A 16,418-nucleotide genomic window follows, 5' to 3' on the forward strand; every position below is an offset into this window, starting at 1 on the left:
GGATCAGTCCTCGTTCTCCAGCTCCGTCTCCATCGGGAAGCCCGCGACCGCGACCAGTCCCGGCGTCCGGAACGTCGTCACCCGGGCGACCTTCCCGCCGCGCAGCGTCAGCACCTGTACCGACTCGGCGGCCAGGAGGCGGTCGTCGTCGCCGGAGTACACCGCGAACGCGGGCTGGCCGTTGGCGCGGATCGGGATCATCTTGCGGTATTTGCCGTGCATGCCGAGGCGGAAGGTCAGCAGGCGCCGCAGGAACGGCGCGCCGCGGAACCACATCGGCTGCGGCGGCATCTCGTAGACCGCGTCCTCTGTCAGCAGCTTCATCAGGGTGTCGACATCGGCTTCGACGAAGGCCTTCGCCCAGCGGTCCAGGATCTCGCGCTGCTCGGCCTGCGTGGGCTCGGCGACGTCCTCGACGTCCGGGGCGACCTCCGCGAGCCGGGCGCGGGCCCGCTTCAGCAGGCTGTTGACCGCCGCCACGGTGAGGTCCAGCAGCGCGGCGACCTCGGCGGAGCGCCAGCCCAGGACGTCACGCAGGATCAGGACCGCGCGCTGGCGGGGCGGCAGGTACTGCAGGGCCGCGACCAGCGCCAGGCGCAGGCCGGAGCGGGCCGCGACGACCGAGGCCGGGTCGGCGCCGGCCGCGGCGGACACCCCGGTGTCCAGCAGCACGTCCGGGAACGGCTGCAGCCATGTGATCTCCGGCGGGATCGCGCTCAGATCGCCCTCGGGGTCGGTGTGCGGGGTGCCGATGCCGGCCGGCAGGGGACGCCGCGCGCGGTGCTCCAGCGCGGTCAGGCAGGCGTTGGTGGCGATGCGGTACAGCCAGGTGCGCAGGGACGCGCGTCCCTCGAAGCCCTCGTAGGAGCGCCAGGCGCGCAGGTAGGTCTCCTGGACCAGGTCCTCGGCGTCGTGGATGGAGCCGAGCATCCGGTAGCAGTGCGCCAGGATCTCCGGCCGGAAGGGGTCGGCCAGCCGGACGAAGTCGTCCTCGACCCGCATCTCGCTCCCTGCCGTCGGTGGGTCCGCCTCGGGTGTCACGGGTGTCGTGGTCGTCGTCATCGTCATGGTCGTCATGGTCGTCACGATGGTCATCCGCAGTCTCCCGGCGCCTCAAGATTGGCACGAACGTGCCCTCGGCGGTACCGACTCGCCCGGACCCGGGAAGTGGGCGGTGGATCGGCGCCCACTTCCGCCGGCGGGGCGGGTCAGCACCGATATGAGTACGACACCGGCTACCGACGCCGACCGAAAGCCGCCGATGACGGCGGCCCAACGCTGGGTCCTGACCCTCACTTCGCTGGCCGCCTTCATGATCGCCCTGGACGGCACCATCGTCACCACGGCGCTGACCACTATCCGCAAGTCCCTGAACACCTCCGTCGAGGCGCTGGAGTGGACCGTCAGCGCCTACATCCTCACCTTCGCCGTGCTGATGCTCACCGGCTCGGCCCTCGGCGACCGCTTCGGCCGCCGCAAGGTCTTCGTCGGCGGTCTGACCCTGTTCACCGCCGCCTCGGCCGCCTGCGGCCTGTCCTCGACCGTCGCCGAGCTGATCGCGGCGCGCGCCGTCCAGGGCGTCGGCGCCGCGGTCATCATGCCGCTGGCCATAGCGCAGCTCGGCGCCGCGTTCCCGCCGCAGGAGCGCGGGCGCGCGATGGGCGTCTCGGCCGGCATCATCGGCCTGGCCACCGCCGGCGGCCCGTTCGTCGGCGGCGTGGTGGCGCAAGGACTCGCCTGGCAGTGGCTGTTCTGGGTCAACGTCCCGGTCGGGGTGCTGGTCATCGCCGGCGTCCTGCTGAAGATGTCCGAGACGCACCAGCATCCGGGACAGCCTCAAGGCCCGCGCGCACGTCTGGACCTGGTCGGCGTCCTGCTCACCACCGGCGGCGTCCTGGGTCTGGTGTGGGCGCTGGTCCGGGGGAACGACGCGGGCTGGCTCTCGCCGGAGACGCTCGGCGCGGCGGCGATCGGCGTCGTGCTGACGGTCGCGTTCGTGTTCTGGGAACTGCGCGTCCCGGCGCCGATGGTCCCGATGCACTTCTTCACGCACCGAGCCTTCTCAGCGGGCAACGTCGCGAGCTTCACCATGACCGGCGCGATGTACGCCCAGCTGTACTTCCTGGCGCAGTACTACCAGACCGTCCTGCACTACGGCCCGTTCGGCGCGGGGGTCCGAATGATGCCGTTCTCAGCGACGCTCCTGGTCTTCGGCCCACTTTCCGGACGACTGGCGGACCGCCTGGGGGAGCGCCGCCTGGTCTCCACCGGTCTGGCGGTCCAGTCGCTCGGCCTGGTCGCCATCGCCCTACTCGCCGACCACCACGCCGCCTACCTGGCGATGGTCCCCGCGCTGGTCCTCAGCGGCGCCGGGGTGTCCACCGGCATCCCGCCGACGCAGAAGGCCGTGGTCAGCGCGGTGCAGCCGCACCAGATCGGCCAGGCCTCAGGCGTGTTCAGCATGCTGCGCCAGTTCGGCGCACTGTTCGGGACCGCCGTATCGGTCGCGGTCTTCGCCGCCTCCGGCAGCTACGCGAGCGTGCAGCGCTTCACCGACGGATTCACCGCCGCGATCTCGGTCGGCGCGGCGCTCGCGGCGGTCGGAGCCGTCGCCGCGCTGCTGCTGCCGCGGCTGCGCGGTACGGGTCCTGCGGGTCCTGCTGGTCCTGCTGGTCCTGCGGGCTCTGCGGGTTCTGCGGGTTCTGCGACAACAGGGTCCTCGGGGACCTCGGGATCCACCGAGCCGTCAGGGCGCGAGCCGATCGCAGCCCGCTGAGACCTCCGCGGGTGGCGCAGCCCGGTTGAGCGCCGCACCTTGCGCCGGCGGCCGGCGGTCGTGTCCCTGTGGGAAACAGAAAACGGTCGTGGCCGGTCCGAACCCCCGGACCGGCCACGACCGTTGGGCGAGGCCGCGATACCCGCGCGGGCCGCCCGCACAGGGACAGCTGGGCGAATAGCCCCCTTACTGCCCGCCGCCCTGCGCAGCTTGCGAATAGCCCTCGAACTGGGTCTGTTCGCGGTTGTACCGCGTGGTCAGACCGTTGCCGTAGGCCTGCCACCAGGTCATGGCCTGGCCGTGGACGTGGGTGGTGGTGTTGCCGTAGACCGTCTGGTCGTAGGTGATGCGCGCGTCGTGGAACGACTGCTGGAACTGGTCCGGTGTCATCTGCTGCAGGGCGGCCATGTTGTCCGCTGAGACCGAGCCCGCTGATGTCGTCGGGGTGTCGCCGGTGGCCATCGAGTTCAGGATCGCCCGGGTGCCGCCGATGCCGCGCATGTGGGCGCTGGAGGCGATGGCGGCGCGGATGCCGGGGTCGGTGAAGTCCTGCGCGCCGGCCTGGTCCGCGTGCCGGCTCAGCAGGTCCGCGACGACCGCCTGCTCCTGCGGGCTGCCCTGGCCGTACTGCTGCCGGGCGGCCATGATCTGGTCGTAGCCGTTGTGGCTGCTCTGGCGGAAGCCGTAGACCTCGTCGACGCCGCCCTGGTTGCCGTGCGAGCCCTCGGACTGCATCAGCTGCGTCACGAAGCCGTTCGGCAGCGGCTGGTGCGTGCCGGCGGCGGGGGTCGCCGGAGTTGTCGTCGGATGGGCCGGGGTCGTCGCGGGCGTGGTCGCCGTCGTCCCGGTCGTCTGCGCGGCGGTCTGCGCCGTGGTCCCGCCGGCCAGCGACAGGCTCTTGTAGCTGTCAGCCGTCTTCTGATCCAGCGCCTCGTAGTCCTTCAGCACGGTGGTGATCGCGCCGGTCAGCGTCTCCACGAAGCTGACGACCTTGCCCAGGCTGCCGACCAGCTGCGTGTGCAGGCTGTTGTTCGCGCTGCCGACCGCCGAGCCGATGCCGGCGAAGCTCATCGCGTCCAGCACCAGCGTCTCCACGGCGCTGACCGTCGAATTGGAGCTGCCGGTCATGGACTGGAACTGCGCCAGCGCCGTCTGGACCCCGGGGGCGGAGACGGTGAACGGAGGGAGCGTGCTGCTCCCGATCTGGGTCGACATGATCGCTCCCTCTCAAAGACTACAGAGACACAGAGACAAGGGGACATAAGGACGGTGGACCGGACGGGCCGAGGATCCGCTCCGAGCTGTTACAGATCTACAGATCGCCGCCGATGACACCGGGGGAGACCGGGGCGCTGGCGCCCCAGACGTCCTCGGTCTCGACCAGCCACGCCGGGATCCGCCGGTTGGCGTCGCCGCCCATGCCGGCGCCGGCCATGCCGCTCATCGGCATCATCGGCATCATCCCGCCCCGGCTCGCCGCGGCCGCCGCCGCGCCGGTGGCACCCAGCGCGCCGCCGCCGAAGCTGTTGGCCGCCGAGGCGGTCTCCGCCGCGGTGAGATTCTGCGCGGCGTCGGCCGCCGCCTTGGCCGCCGACGGATCGGCGCCGCCGAGTCCGCCGACACCGCCGATCGAGCCGCCGCCCCCGCCCCCGCCCCCGAACTTGCCGGCCAGGTAGCGCCCGCCGAGCACGCCGGCGGCGTCCACGGCGGCGTTCTTGCCGGCCGCGTCGGACTTGGCGGTGTTCGGGTTCGCGACCGGCGTCAGGCGTCCGGTGATCGGGGTCGTCTGCTGCAGTCCGCCGAGCGGCAGTCCGCCGTTGTTCGCGCCGCCCAGGCCCGTGCCGGTGCCGCCGCCGAGGCCGGTGGTCGTGCCGATGCCGGTGGCGAACTTCCCGCCGGCCGCCGCCGCGGCCGCGGCCAGGCCGACCGTGAACATGTCGCCGAACAGCGAGGAGGAGGCTTGGTCCGGCTGGCCGGGTGTGGCCGGCGAGCCGGGGGTCTGGTTGGGGTTCTGGTTCTGGTTCGGGTTCTGGACCAGGACCGGGACGCCGTTGGCGTCCAGCACGACCGGCGTGGTGTCGGTGCCGAGCCCGGTGCCCGGGCCGGTGCCGTTCACCGTCGGCGTGGTGCCGCCGGGGGTCGGGGGGAAGCGGTCCTGCGCGACCACGTAGCTGCCGGCCAGGGTCGTCATCACGGCGACCGCCTGGGCGTGCGCGGAGTTCGCGGCGTTGACCGCCGACTGCTGCGCCTGCACCGCCGACATCGCCTTGGCCTGGTCGGACTGCATCTGCGCGACCGCCGCCTGGGAGGTGGTGGCGTCGATCGGCAGCGGCGTGGTGGCCAGCGCCAGCGTGGCCGGCGGGACCACCGGGACGTCGACCGCCGCCGGCATCGCGGCGCGCGCGGCGACCAGCGAGTCGACCGCGTCGTAGGTCAGGTCGCGCATCCGCAGCGAGGTCTCGGCGACCTTGCGCAGACCGCCGATCAGGTCGGTGACCATGCGCTTGTACTCGTCGGAGGCGGTGCCCTGCCACTCGCCGTCGAACGAGCGCAGCCGGCCCTCCAGGTTCGAGGCCTGCTCGTGCAGCATCTTGCCGGTGGCGTCCCAGGTCTGGGCGGTGGTGGTGCCGGTCGCCGGGTCGCTGTCGTAGAGCATCTGCGTCAGCTGGGGCAGCGAGTACTGGGCGAAGTCGGTGACTCCCTCAGACGTCGGAGACGTAGGCACGGTCACGAACCTCCCTGCTGGGAACCTGGCATGGTGGCGGTCCAGGAGGCGTCCTGGCCGGGGACGGCGGAAGCGCCCGGGTCCGGCGGCGGCGTCCACAACGGCAGCGCGCCGGACTGGTTGTCAGCGCCGGTGTCGAAGGTGACGCTCCCCGAGGTGTTCGCCGGCGGCTGGTGGGACTTGGACTTGGTGGCGCCGCCCAACAGCGCACCGCCCAGCAGCGCGCCTGCGAGCGGCACCGCGTTCACCGGGGAGGCGAACGGTCCGCTCGTGTTCTGATTCGGGACCCAGGGACTCGGGGCGGCCTGGGTCGAACCCTGGCTGTTCTGGCCGTACTGGCTGCCCTGGTCGCCCTGGTGGTGCTGGCCGCTGTTCCCGCCGCCGTGGTGGTGGTGCTGCGTCGGATCGCTGTACTGGCCCTGCTGGCCGGGGTGCTCGTAGTGGCCGTTGTTCTGCCAGGCGCCGGAGTCGGACCCGCCGCCGGAGGTCGATCCGGGCGGTCCGCCCAGACCCCAGGCGACGTTCTCGTCGGCGTGCTTGTAGCCGTCGGCGACCGTGCCGGTGACGTTCCCGGCGAACGCGATCGCCGTCTTGACCTGCCCGAGCAGGCTGAACATCTCCTCGACGGCGGCCTGTTCGCCGGCGCCCAGGCTCCAGGCCTCGTGGAAGGCGCCGTACTGCGGCTGCGTCCCGGACATGGTGGCTAGGTGGTCCATCGGTGCCTGAAGACTCTGGATCTGCGTCGTGAACTCGTCGGCGAAATCGGTCAGAGACTGCAGGTGGATGGAGAAGGACTGTTCGGGCGAGGGCTCGGACATCGCTCACAGCTCCTGGTGGATTTTGGTCGGGGCTGGGGTGGCCGCAGCAGGCCGGTGGGACAGCAGAGGCGGAGCCGTGGGCACGGCCGGCGGCGGGAGGGGGATCCCGCCGGCGGAGTCGGGGGTACGCCGTGCCCGACGGCGGTCCGTATCAGGCGAAGTAGCTCGTGTTCTGCTGCTCGAGCGCGTACTGCAGGTCGTGGGCCTCGTTGACCTTGGCCGAGAACTGGTTGATGGTGGCGATGATGTCGTTCGTCGCCTGGCGCAGCTTGGTCTCGGCCTGGTCGGCCGCGACACCGGCGGAGGAGTTGGACTCCACCCACGTCTGCTTCATCGGCTGCAGCGACTGCAGCAGCTCCTCCAGGTAGGAGGTGAGGGCGGCGGCCTTGGCGGACAGCGAGCCCGCGCTGGACTGCAGCGCGCCGAAATTGACGCTGATCTGGTCGGCGGTCATGTCTTCTCAGATCCCTTCTTCAGATCGGACGGTGGTGGGTGATCAGACGCCGCCGAGGCGGGACAGCACGGTGTTGCTGTTGCCGGCGCTGCCGGCGAGCTGGCGCAGGGTGTCCGACACCTGGCTGTCGCCGGAGCCGTAGTTCTGGAAGCTCTTGTTCACCAGGTCCGACATGACGTCGATCTCGCGCGAGGCGACCGTCATCTGCTCCTGCAGCTCGGTGTGCAGGTTCCAGAAGGCGATGGCCTGGCTGCCCTGGTACTGGGCCAGCGTCGAGGTCAGGTCGTTCTCCAGGTCGGACATGGTCTTCTTCGCGTTAGCGGCGCACTCCGTAAAGCCCTGGATCGCCTGCGTCATCGCAGCGGCGTCACTCAGGAAACCGGGACCGGCCACGAGGGCCACCTCCTTCTGTCTGGGAACCCGTGGTTGGGGGTGGCCGGAGCAGGTTCTCCGGCCGATAACCGATACGTTAGGGAATCTGTGCACTACCACCACACGGCACAACTGCCGGTCGAGGCGACGGCACAAGTACCCACGCGTCGGGCTGGACGTCGTCAGAACACTGATTGGCCGCCGGAATCCCGCCGTTCAGCCCGCTGCTGTTCACCTATTTCGCCGGCGGCGTCCAGGCGACCTGAGCCTGACCGGGAGCCGAGCGGCGGTGCACCAGGACGCCGCGCCCGGGAGGCTGCGGGCCGGCTTTCACGGTACCCAGCAACGGTCCTTCGTCCTTGCTCCCGGACATCACCAGACCCGGCGACCCGAGCTCGCGCAGGCGTTGCAGCACCGGCTCGAACAGCCCGCGTCCGGCGCCGCCGGCACCGCGCGCGACCACCAGGTGCAGCCCGATGTCGCGGGCCTGCGCCAGGTACTCCAGCAGCGGCAGCAGCGGGTTGCGGCCGGGGACGGCGACCAGCTCGTAGTCGTCGACGAGCACGAACAGGTGCGGGCCCTTCCACCAGCTGCGGTCGCGCAGCTGCTCGGGGCTGACCTCCGGACCGGGCAGCCGGCGGCGCATCGCCTCGGCGCAGTTGCCGATCAGGTCGATCGTGGCCGGTTCGGCGGCGGCGTAGCCGAGCAGGTGGTCGCCGGTGACGGCGTCCAGCATCCCGCGCCGGTAGTCGACGATCGCGATCGCGGCCTGCTCGGGCGTGTAGTCGGCCATGATGCCGGCCGCCAGGGTGCGCAGCAGCCCGCTCTTGCCGCTCTCCACGTCGCCGAAGGCGATGAAGTGCGGGTCGGCGTCGAAGTCCACGTACACCGGCTGCAGGTCGGCCTCGGACAGCCCGAACGGCACGGCGCGCGGATTGCCGCGCGGCGTGGGCAGCAGGGCCCTGACTTCCTCCGGGGACACCGCCGCCGGGAGCATCCGGACCTGCGGCGAGGGCTTGCCGGGCCAGGCCGCGGAGATCCGGGCGACCAGGTCCGCGGTCCCGACGCCGACCGTCTCGGCCGAGGTCCCGCCGTCGATGCGGGGCAGCGTGGCCAGGAAGTGCAGCTTGTCGGGGGTCAAGCCGCGCCCGGGACGCCCGGCTGGGACGTTCGCCGCCGCCCGGCGGTCCACCAGCGATTCGCCGGGGTCGCCCAGGCGCAGCTCCAGACGCGTGCCGATGATGTCGCGCATCGCCGGACGCACGGTCATCGCGCGGTTGGTGGTGATCACGACGTGGATGCCGAAACCGAGCCCGCGCTGGGCGATCGCGGTGATCGGCTCCTCCAGCGCCTCGTAGTCCGCGCGCAGCGTGGTCCAGTCGTCGATGACCAGGAACACGTCGCCGAAGGCCCGGCCGTCCTGGGCGAAGGCGCCCAGCTCCGCGCGCCGGTTGCGGAAGGCCGCCGCGGAGTCCACCGCGTGCTGGGCGAACAGCTGCTCGCGCTCGGCCAGCAGCGCGGTCAGCTCGCCGACGATGCGGCGCACGCGCTCCCCGTCGCGCCGGGTCGCGTACCCGGCGACGTGCGGCAGCCCGGCGATCGAGGACAGCGCGCCGCCGCCGGTGTCCACGACGAAGAACTGGACCTCCTCCGGCGTGTGGGTCAGCGCCAGGGAGCTGATCAGGGTCCGGACCATGGTGCTCTTGCCGCTCTGCGGACCGCCGATCACCATCGTGTGGCCCGCCGAGCCGGACAGGTCCACCCACAACAGGTCGCGGCGCTGCTCGAAGGGCTTGTCCACGAGCGCCAGCGGCACGGTCAGCCGCCCCAGCCCGGCCCAGCCGACCGGACACAGCCCGCGCACCGGGTCCGGGCCCAGGTTGGTCAGAATGGCGTCCAGCGACACCGGCTCGTCCAGCGGCGGCAGCCAGATCTGGTGCGCCGCCGGGCCTTTGCCGATCAGCCGGGCCACCATCGCGTCCATGATGCTCGGCCCGGCGCCGGCCGCCGGGCTCAGCAGCTCGGCGGGATCCGGTTCGGCGGTCGGCGGCGGGGCGGAGTGGTCGACGACCCGCTCCAGCGTGAACGGCAGGATCCTGCGATGCCCGCCGCCGGAGGAGCCGCGGCTGCGCGCCGGCATGGGACCGGAGACGTACGCCGCCTTGAACCGCAGCAGCGTCTCGGTGTCCGTCTTCAGATACGCCGACCCCGGGACCGACGGCAGGTGGTAGGCGTCCGGGACGCCCAGCACCGCGCGGCTCTCGGCCGCCGAGAACGTCCGCAGACCGACCCGGTACGACAGGTGCGCGTCCAGTCCACGCAGCCGCCCCTCCTCAAGACGCTGCGAAGCCAGCAGCAGGTGGATCGCCAGCGACCGGCCCAGGCGGCCGATCATCACGAACAGGTCGATCAGCTCCGGCCGGTTGGACAGCAGCTCGCTGAACTCGTCGATGATGACCAGCAGCGCCGGCAGCGGCTCCAGGTCCGCGCCGCGCTCCCGGGCCCGCTCGTAGTCCCGGACCGAGGCGTAGTTGCCCTTCTCCCGCAGGAGCTCCTGGCGCCGCAGCACCTCGCCGTTGATGGCGTCGGCCATGCGGTCGACCAGAGTCAGCTCCTCCGACAGGTTGGTGATGACCGCGCAGACGTGCGGCAGCCCGGCCATGCCGGCGAACGTCGCGCCGCCCTTGAAGTCGACCAGCGCCAGGTTCAGCGTCTCGGAGGAATGTGTGGCCACCAGCCCCGCCACCAGCGTGCGCAGCAGCTCGCTCTTGCCCGAGCCGGTCGCGCCGATCACCAGGCCGTGCGGGCCCATCCCGTCCTCGGCCGCCTCCTTCAGGTCCATCTCCAGCGGCCGGCCCTCCGGGTCCAGCCCGATCGGGATCCGCAGCCGGTCCCGCGCCGAGCGCGGCAGCCAGGTGCGCGCGACGTCCAGCTCCTCCGGGTCGCCGATGCCCAACAGGTCCGGCAGGCCGAAGTTGGCCGACATCGGGGAGGCCGCGGCCGTCGGCGCGCCCTGATACGCCCCGGCCAGCCGCCGGGCCAGCGCCTCGGCGGTGGCGGCGTCCATCATGTCGGGGTGGCCGAGGAACTCCAGGTGGCGGTCCTTGCCCTCGCCGACGACCATGCCCATGCGCTCGCCGGTGACGTGCAGCCGGCCCTGGTACGGCCGGGCGATCGGCGCCGGCTCCGGCCCGGCCAGGTCGATGATCGTGACGCCCTGCAGCCCGGAGATCGGCGCCAGCGTGGTGTCGCCGAAGGTCCGGCCGCCGTCCACGATCACCAGCAGGTGCGGGTTGTCGCTATTGGCTGCGCGCCCGGCGCCGAACGCAGAACGCGTACCCAGGTCGGCGCCCAGCAGCTCCGACAGCGTGCCCAGGTCGCCGGCGGCGAGCCGCGCCGGACCCACCGCGTCGAAGTTCGCCGGCTGCGCTTGCGCGTGCGGCAGCCACTTGGCCCAGTCCCAGCTCTGGCGCTGGTTGTCCGCCAGGCACAGCGCGATCTTCAGGTCCTCCGGGGCGTGAAAGGTGGCCAGCTGCCCGATCAGGGCCCTGACCAACGGCAGGGTCAGCTCGCGCTCGCCGCTGACCGAGACCGAGGCGAACGCCTTCAACGACAGCGCCACCGGCAGGTCCGGGACGGTCATGTACGTGCGGATGAACTGCCGCAGCGAAGCCGAGGACACCGGGTCCAGGTCCTCCAGCGGCGCGGTCTGCGGGGCGCGCAGCGGGGTGGCCAGGCGCTGCGGACCGCGGCCGACGCGCGCGTGCCCGAAGTCGTCGTCGGTGCGGCGCCGCTCCCAGGCCCGGCCCTGCGCGACCCGCAGCCACAGGTCGTCGGGCTCCGGGCGGGTGATGGTCAGGGTCGCGCGCTGCGCGGCGGCCACGTCGCGGACCTGTCCGCGCAGAGCGGCGAGGTAGCGGTGGTAATCGCGGCGCTCGTTGTTGATCTGTGCTTTTTTCTGCGCGCTGCCTCGGGTGAGCGACATCAGGATCATGCCGATCATGGTGCTGCCGTACAGGGCGCCGAAGACGTACGTCATCGCGCCGCCCTTGCTGCCCATCGAGTAGAAGGACATGGCGCCCATGCCGAGCATCATCGGCAGCATGAACATCAGCTGGTTGAGTCCCGCGCCCGAGCCCTTGGCCAGGACCGGCGGCGCCTGCAGCTGGATCTCCCCGTTCGGCGACCCGCCCCGCTGCCGGTCGGCCGCTCTGGGCGGGGTCAGGGTGGTCGGCATCACCGCTCAGTCACTCCCGCAATCCTTGTTCGCCTCGATATGCGCGGGCTTAATTTACGGCGCCGGGGACTCCGGACAGGTGGGTACTTTTGCCGTCCACCAGCTCCGCGCCCCGCTCTAGCCTGAAAACCGATCATCGACGACTCTTGTGACCTCCACCCCCGACACCCAGGCAGGCGGTGCGACATGTTCGTGATACCGAACTCCAGCGCTATGGACGCCACCGCATACGGCGGCGGCCCCGGCACGTTCGTGGCCCAGATCGCGACCGGCTCCCCGGAGAGCATCGAGGCGCTCGTCGCCCAGCGGCTCAAGCAGGCCGAGCAGTTCCTGGCGCTGATCAACCAGGCTCGGAGCGCGACGCAGACGCTGAGCAAGGCCTGGGGCGGGAACGCGTCGGAGACCGCGGTGAAGAAGTTCACGGACACCCTGAACTCCTTCGAGCAGATCGTCAAGGTGATCCAGGCCTCCTCGCAGTTGCTGACCACGTCCAGCACCCTGATCAAGGCCGCGCAGACCGGCTACACCACGGTGGTCAACGCGGTGAATCCGACGGTCCAGGCGCTGGCCTCGAACTGGTACACCTACTGGGCCGCGGTCTCGCTGTCGACCTCGGTCAGCGCCACCCTGCGGGCGTTCATCAACGGCATCGAGGCCATGCTCTCCGCGCTCGGCGGCGGGCAGCTGATGCAGGAGGTCACCGAGGTCATCAAGATCATCGGCGACATCGAGAAGCTGATCGGCTCCGGCTCGCACGGCAGCTCCGTGCCGCCGGCGGGCACCTTCACCTCTCCGACCACCACCGGCGCGACCAACCAGCTCAAGGCGCCGCCGCAGGTCGCCAGCACCACCGGCCAGCAGGTGGCCGCCAGCGGGGTCGACCCGACGGCGGCGCAGACGCTGAGCCAGTACCAGAACACGATGAACAGCGGCATCGGCACGCAGTTCCAGAACGGCGCGCAGACCACCGGCACGCAGATCCCGGGGACGCAGATCCCCGGTACACAGATTCCCGGTACACAGATCCCCGGTACACAGACCGGCGCGATGCCCACCGGCGGCGGCGTCCCGTACACCGGCGGGACCACGGTCGGCAACGGCGCGACGATCCCGGGCCAGATCCCGACGGCGAACCAGTTCCCGCAGCCGCAGCTCCCGAACCTGAACCAGATCCCGCAGCCGCAGTACCCGACGACCGGCTACCAGACCCCGGTCGCCACCCCGACGGACCCGAACAGCGGCTGGACCGCCGTCAACCCGCCGGCCAACTCCGACACCCCGGTCGTGGCGCACCCGGTGACCACCCCGCCTCCGGTCCAGACGCCGCCGCCGGCTCAGACGCCGCCGGTCGCCTCGACCCCGCCGGCCACGCCGGGCCAGCCCGCCACCCCGGCCGGCGACATCACCGTCACCACCACCTACGACGGCGTCTCGACCACCGTGACAATGCCGGTCGGAACGCAGACGGATGTCACCCTCGTCGACCCGACGAACGGCAGTCAGGTGCACGAGCACATCACCGCCGGCGTTTCTTGAGAATGCGTCCCAGGGTCGATTCCGAGACGGGTAGATAATCAGTATGGAAAGCATGGAAAGCATCGACTTCTCGACGAATGTGAATGCGCTCATGGAGCGGATCCACAATCAGCAGGCGGATATCCAGCGCATTCAGCGCGAGCTGGAGGTGATGGAGGTCGTCGGCGCCAGCCGGGACGACGAGGTCCGGGTCACCGTCCGCGGCAACGGCCAGGTGGTCGCCGTCGACATCGACGAGTCCGCGCTGCGCGAGAACGACGCGTACGAGCTCGGCCAGCTGGTCAAGGAGGCGGTCAACGACGGTCTGCGCCGGGTCGCCGAGGCCGGCAGCGCCAAGTTCAAGCCGATGATCGACGCGGCCGAGTCCGCGCCGGGGATCTGACCGTGGCGGCAAGTCACGGCTCCGGCGCCGGCGCGCTGACGATGGCCTCCTCGGCGTCCGCCGGCGAGGCGTCCGCGCCGAACCGGATGACCTGGGCCCGCCGCGCGACCGTGGTCAGCCCGCGGGCCCGGGTCGACGTCGCGCTGCCGGTCCAGAGCACCTTCGCCGAGCTGGTCCCGGAGCTGGTGCGGCTCTCCGACGCGCAGCGGCACATCGGTCCGGGCCACACCGGCTGGGTCCTGACCCGCCTGGGCGGTGCGCCGATCGCGCCGGAGCTCACCGTCGCCGCCTCCGGGCTGCGCGACGGCGACGTGCTCTACCTGGTGCCGCGCGAGCGCCAGGGCGCGCCGCTGCTGTTCGACGACGTCGTGGACGCGATCGCCAGCGCCTCGGAACGCTCCGACGGCGCCTGGCGCCCGAGCACCGCGCACCGGGTCGGCGCCGCGGCCGGCGCGGTGGCGCTGGCCGGCGCCACGATGCTGCTGTTCGCCCTGCTCTCCGGCAAGGCCGCCGCGCCCGCCGTGCTCGGCGGCGCGCTGATCGCGCTGCTGGCCGCCGGCGGTGTGCTGGCCCGGCTGGCGCACGACCGCCGGGCCGCGATCGCCTGCGTCGCCGCCGGGCTGCCCGCCGCGGTGATGGCCGGCGTCTCGGCCGCGCCGCCGCACCAGCTGTGGCCGCTGCACGGCGGTTCGGCGGCCCTCGGGCTCGCCGCGCTGGCCGTCTACGGCGCGGTGGCTATCGTGACGGTCAAGCACTACTCGGCGTGGTTCGGCGCGCTGGCCGGCGCCGCCGTCCTGGGCGGCGGCACGGCCGCGGTCGTCGGGCTGGCCGACGTCACCGCCGCGCACGCCGGCGTGGTGCTGGCCGTGTTCGCCACGGCGCTGGCCGCCGGGGCGCCGATCCTGTCGATGCGCCTGGGACGGCTGCCGCTGCCCCGGGTGCCCTCGGACATCACCGCGTTCCGCGAGAACGAGGAGCCGACGCTGGGTCCTGACGTGCTCGACCAGACGACCACCGCGCAACGGATGCTCACCGGCCTGCTGGCCGCGCTCGGTCTGTCCGCGGTCTCCGGCGCCGTCGCGGCGCTGAAGGCGCCGGGGACCTGGCCGGTGGTGTTCGTCAGCCTGCTGAGCGTGGTCTGGATGCTGCGCTCGCGCGCCTACACCGACACCGTGCAGCGCGTGCTGCTGGTCGGCAGCGGCCTGGCCGCGCTGACCTGGCTCGCCGGCTCGCTGGTGGTGCGGCACGAACAGGCGCTGCTGCTGGCCGGGGTCTCGGTCCTGGCGCTGGCCGGGCTGGGCTGCTTCGTCTACGCCCGGCACGCCGGGCAAGGGCGGCACTCGCCGTACTGGACCCGGTTCATGGACGTCGCGGAGTTCCTCAGCGTGGTGGCGCTGCTGCCGATCGCCGGGGTCGCGCTCGGGGTGTACCAGCACCTGGGGCACATCAAGCACTGACTGACGGGGAGGCGGCCGGGTCATTCGGGCGGTCCGGCCGCCGAACACGGGCTCCGGCCGGGACGACGATGTCCTGGCCGGAGCCCGTGCCTTCTACGTTTTCTGCGTTTTCTACGTTCTCTGCGTGCCGCGCCTCAGTGGTCAGTGGTGGAAGGCCAGCGGCATGGTCCGCAGCACGAACTCCTGCTGGCGGCCGTTGGCCCGGATGGCGGGGAACGGCGGCCGCAGGCTCTCGGCGTCGACCCCTGCGATGCGCAGCGCCGCCTCGCCGCGGATGCGGCCGCGCGCGGTCCGGCTCAGGGTGTACGACGCGCAGGTGAACGCAGCGCCCGGAGTCCAGCGGCCGAGCAGCGCGGCGGGGTCGAGCGCGCGGTGCGGCTCGTAGCAGATCTGCCGCAGGTTGCCCGCCGACCAGTCGCGCCAGGTCTCCTGCAGGGTCGGCGGCGCCGGGTCGGCGCCGAGCATCGCGACCATCAGCTCCTGGCCGAGTTCGGCCTGGTCCAGCGCGTCCGCGCCGTAGCCGGCCGCGTCGAGCCGGGCCACCAGACCCAGGGCGGCGCTGGCCACGGCGCGCGCCGAGCCGAGTTCGCCGCCGCCGCGCGCCAGCGCCGCGTACGGCGCCTGACGCGGGCGGTAGCGCAGGGCGAGCCAGGTCACGCGCATGGGAGCGAGGTTCTGGGGCTGCGGCTGGGAACCGTTCGACGGCTCCGGTTCCGGGAGATCGGTCACCGCCGGCAGGGTCACCGTCTCGGACAGGTCCGGCGAGGGCATGGCCGTCAGGCTCTGAGTCTCCGACAGGTCGGGGGACGGCATCGTCTGGAGGCTGACGGTCTCCGACAGGTCCGGCGAGATCTGCTGTCGGGGCTGTGACGAGCTCTGCGACCGCGGTTCGCGCTGCTGCTGGAGCGGAGCCTCCGGCGGCGCGGCCGTCCAGACCACCAGCTGCGCGCTGGCCAGCGGGATCGTCGTGCCCGCATACGCCTCCCGCAGCACCTCCATCAGGGCGCCGATCTGCGGTTCACCGCTCGTGCGCAGCCGGACCGCCGAGACCCAGCCGCCGTCGCTGGCCGCCATCCCGACGCGGTTGCCGGCGCGGTCGACGTACTCGCCCAGGCCCAGGTCGGGCAGCAGTGCGGCGAGGGGTTCGGCGACGCCGCCGCTGTCGTCGCCGCCCTTGCGGCGCGTGCTCATCCGCCGGTACCGGTAGCGGCCCTGGGCGTCAGCCCACTGCGCCAAGTGGCGTCCGCGGAAGCGCACCGAGGTCATGCCGACCAGCGCGCCCGCGCCGGCGTAGGCCATGCTCTCGGTCGCGGCGGAATGGCCGTAGCCGGCGACCGCGGCCAGCGCGGCGGCCTCCCAGGCGACCGTCTGCCAGCCGCGCACCGGGGCGATCCAGTCCAGCGCCGCCGAGCCGCGGGGAACCGCCGCCGCCTCGGGAGCCGCCGCCGCGCGCTCGATCGGGATCGGGGCAGAGGGCGCCGGCATCTCGACCGCCGGCGCGGCGTGACTGCTCATCGCGGACACCCTATTTCTTCGAGCCTTCGGGAGCGGACGACAATGCGCTCGCCGCGCCTTCGGCCACCCCGTCGGGAAATCGACGCGAACCAGCCCCCGCATATGCTTTTGGCGCCCGCTTATCATACGTATACTGGCTCCGGTTC

12 protein-coding genes are annotated in these 16,418 nt (G+C 72.2%); 4 read left to right on the plus strand and 8 right to left on the minus strand.

Going from position 1 to position 16,418, the window contains the following annotated elements; genetic code table 11:
- Nucleotides 1–3: 3 nt before the first annotated feature.
- On the minus strand, nt 4–1,095 hold the full coding sequence (locus tag CACI_RS15595; protein WP_012787340.1) for a sigma-70 family RNA polymerase sigma factor: 1,092 nt from the start codon (nt 1,093–1,095) through the stop codon (nt 4–6).
- Nucleotides 1,096–1,219: 124 nt separating this feature from the next.
- Here CACI_RS15595 and CACI_RS15600 point away from each other — a divergent pair, with 124 nt between their 5' ends.
- Nucleotides 1,220–2,776, plus strand: a complete 1,557-nt coding sequence (locus CACI_RS15600; protein WP_223297536.1) for an MFS transporter — start codon at nt 1,220–1,222, stop codon at nt 2,774–2,776.
- A gap of 186 nt (nt 2,777–2,962) precedes the next feature.
- On the opposite strand, the gene CACI_RS15605 is transcribed toward CACI_RS15600, so the two are convergent.
- From CACI_RS15605 to CACI_RS15630, 6 genes are all read right to left on the minus strand, one after another.
- On the minus strand, nt 2,963–3,991 hold the full coding sequence (locus tag CACI_RS15605; protein WP_012787342.1) for a hypothetical protein: 1,029 nt from the start codon (nt 3,989–3,991) through the stop codon (nt 2,963–2,965).
- Nucleotides 3,992–4,088: 97 nt separating this feature from the next.
- On the minus strand, nt 4,089–5,501 hold the full coding sequence (locus CACI_RS15610; protein WP_012787343.1) for a hypothetical protein: 1,413 nt from the start codon (nt 5,499–5,501) through the stop codon (nt 4,089–4,091).
- A gap of 2 nt (nt 5,502–5,503) precedes the next feature.
- A complete protein-coding gene (locus tag CACI_RS45595; protein ID WP_012787344.1) occupies nt 5,504–6,319 on the minus strand; it encodes a hypothetical protein in 816 nt (271 codons plus the stop codon).
- 151 nt (nt 6,320–6,470) lie between these two features.
- Nucleotides 6,471–6,773, minus strand: a complete 303-nt coding sequence (locus tag CACI_RS15620) for a WXG100 family type VII secretion target (RefSeq protein WP_012787345.1) — start codon at nt 6,771–6,773, stop codon at nt 6,471–6,473.
- Nucleotides 6,774–6,815: 42 nt separating this feature from the next.
- Nucleotides 6,816–7,166, minus strand: a complete 351-nt coding sequence (locus tag CACI_RS15625; protein ID WP_012787346.1) for a WXG100 family type VII secretion target — start codon at nt 7,164–7,166, stop codon at nt 6,816–6,818.
- Between the two features lie 214 nt (nt 7,167–7,380).
- Nucleotides 7,381–11,382 (minus strand): type VII secretion protein EccC, encoded by a 4,002-nt coding sequence (locus CACI_RS15630; RefSeq protein WP_012787347.1) that lies wholly within the window; start codon nt 11,380–11,382, stop codon nt 7,381–7,383.
- A 186-nt stretch (nt 11,383–11,568) separates the two neighbouring features.
- Between CACI_RS15630 and CACI_RS45600 the strand changes: the two genes are divergently transcribed.
- The 3 genes from CACI_RS45600 to eccD are packed head-to-tail and all read left to right on the plus strand — an operon-like array spanning nt 11,569 to nt 14,757.
- Nucleotides 11,569–12,918, plus strand: a complete 1,350-nt coding sequence (locus CACI_RS45600; RefSeq protein WP_012787348.1) for a WXG100 family type VII secretion target — start codon at nt 11,569–11,571, stop codon at nt 12,916–12,918.
- A 52-nt stretch (nt 12,919–12,970) separates the two neighbouring features.
- The gene (locus CACI_RS15640) at nt 12,971–13,300 is read left to right on the plus strand and encodes a YbaB/EbfC family nucleoid-associated protein (RefSeq protein WP_041540268.1); all 330 of its coding nucleotides are present in this window, start codon (nt 12,971–12,973) and stop codon (nt 13,298–13,300) included.
- 2 nt (nt 13,301–13,302) lie between these two features.
- Complete coding sequence (gene eccD / locus CACI_RS15645; protein WP_012787350.1) at nt 13,303–14,757, plus strand: type VII secretion integral membrane protein EccD; 1,455 nt, start codon at nt 13,303–13,305, stop codon at nt 14,755–14,757.
- 141 nt (nt 14,758–14,898) lie between these two features.
- Here the strand turns inward: eccD and CACI_RS45605 are convergent, their stop codons facing one another.
- Nucleotides 14,899–16,272: a type VII secretion protein EccE gene (locus tag CACI_RS45605; RefSeq protein ID WP_012787351.1), complete on the minus strand. Its 1,374-nt coding sequence runs from the start codon at nt 16,270–16,272 to the stop codon at nt 14,899–14,901.
- Nucleotides 16,273–16,418: the final 146 nt, after the last annotated feature.

It is taken from the genome of Catenulispora acidiphila DSM 44928 (genome assembly GCF_000024025.1).
GTDB lineage: Bacteria > Actinomycetota > Actinomycetes > Streptomycetales > Catenulisporaceae > Catenulispora > Catenulispora acidiphila.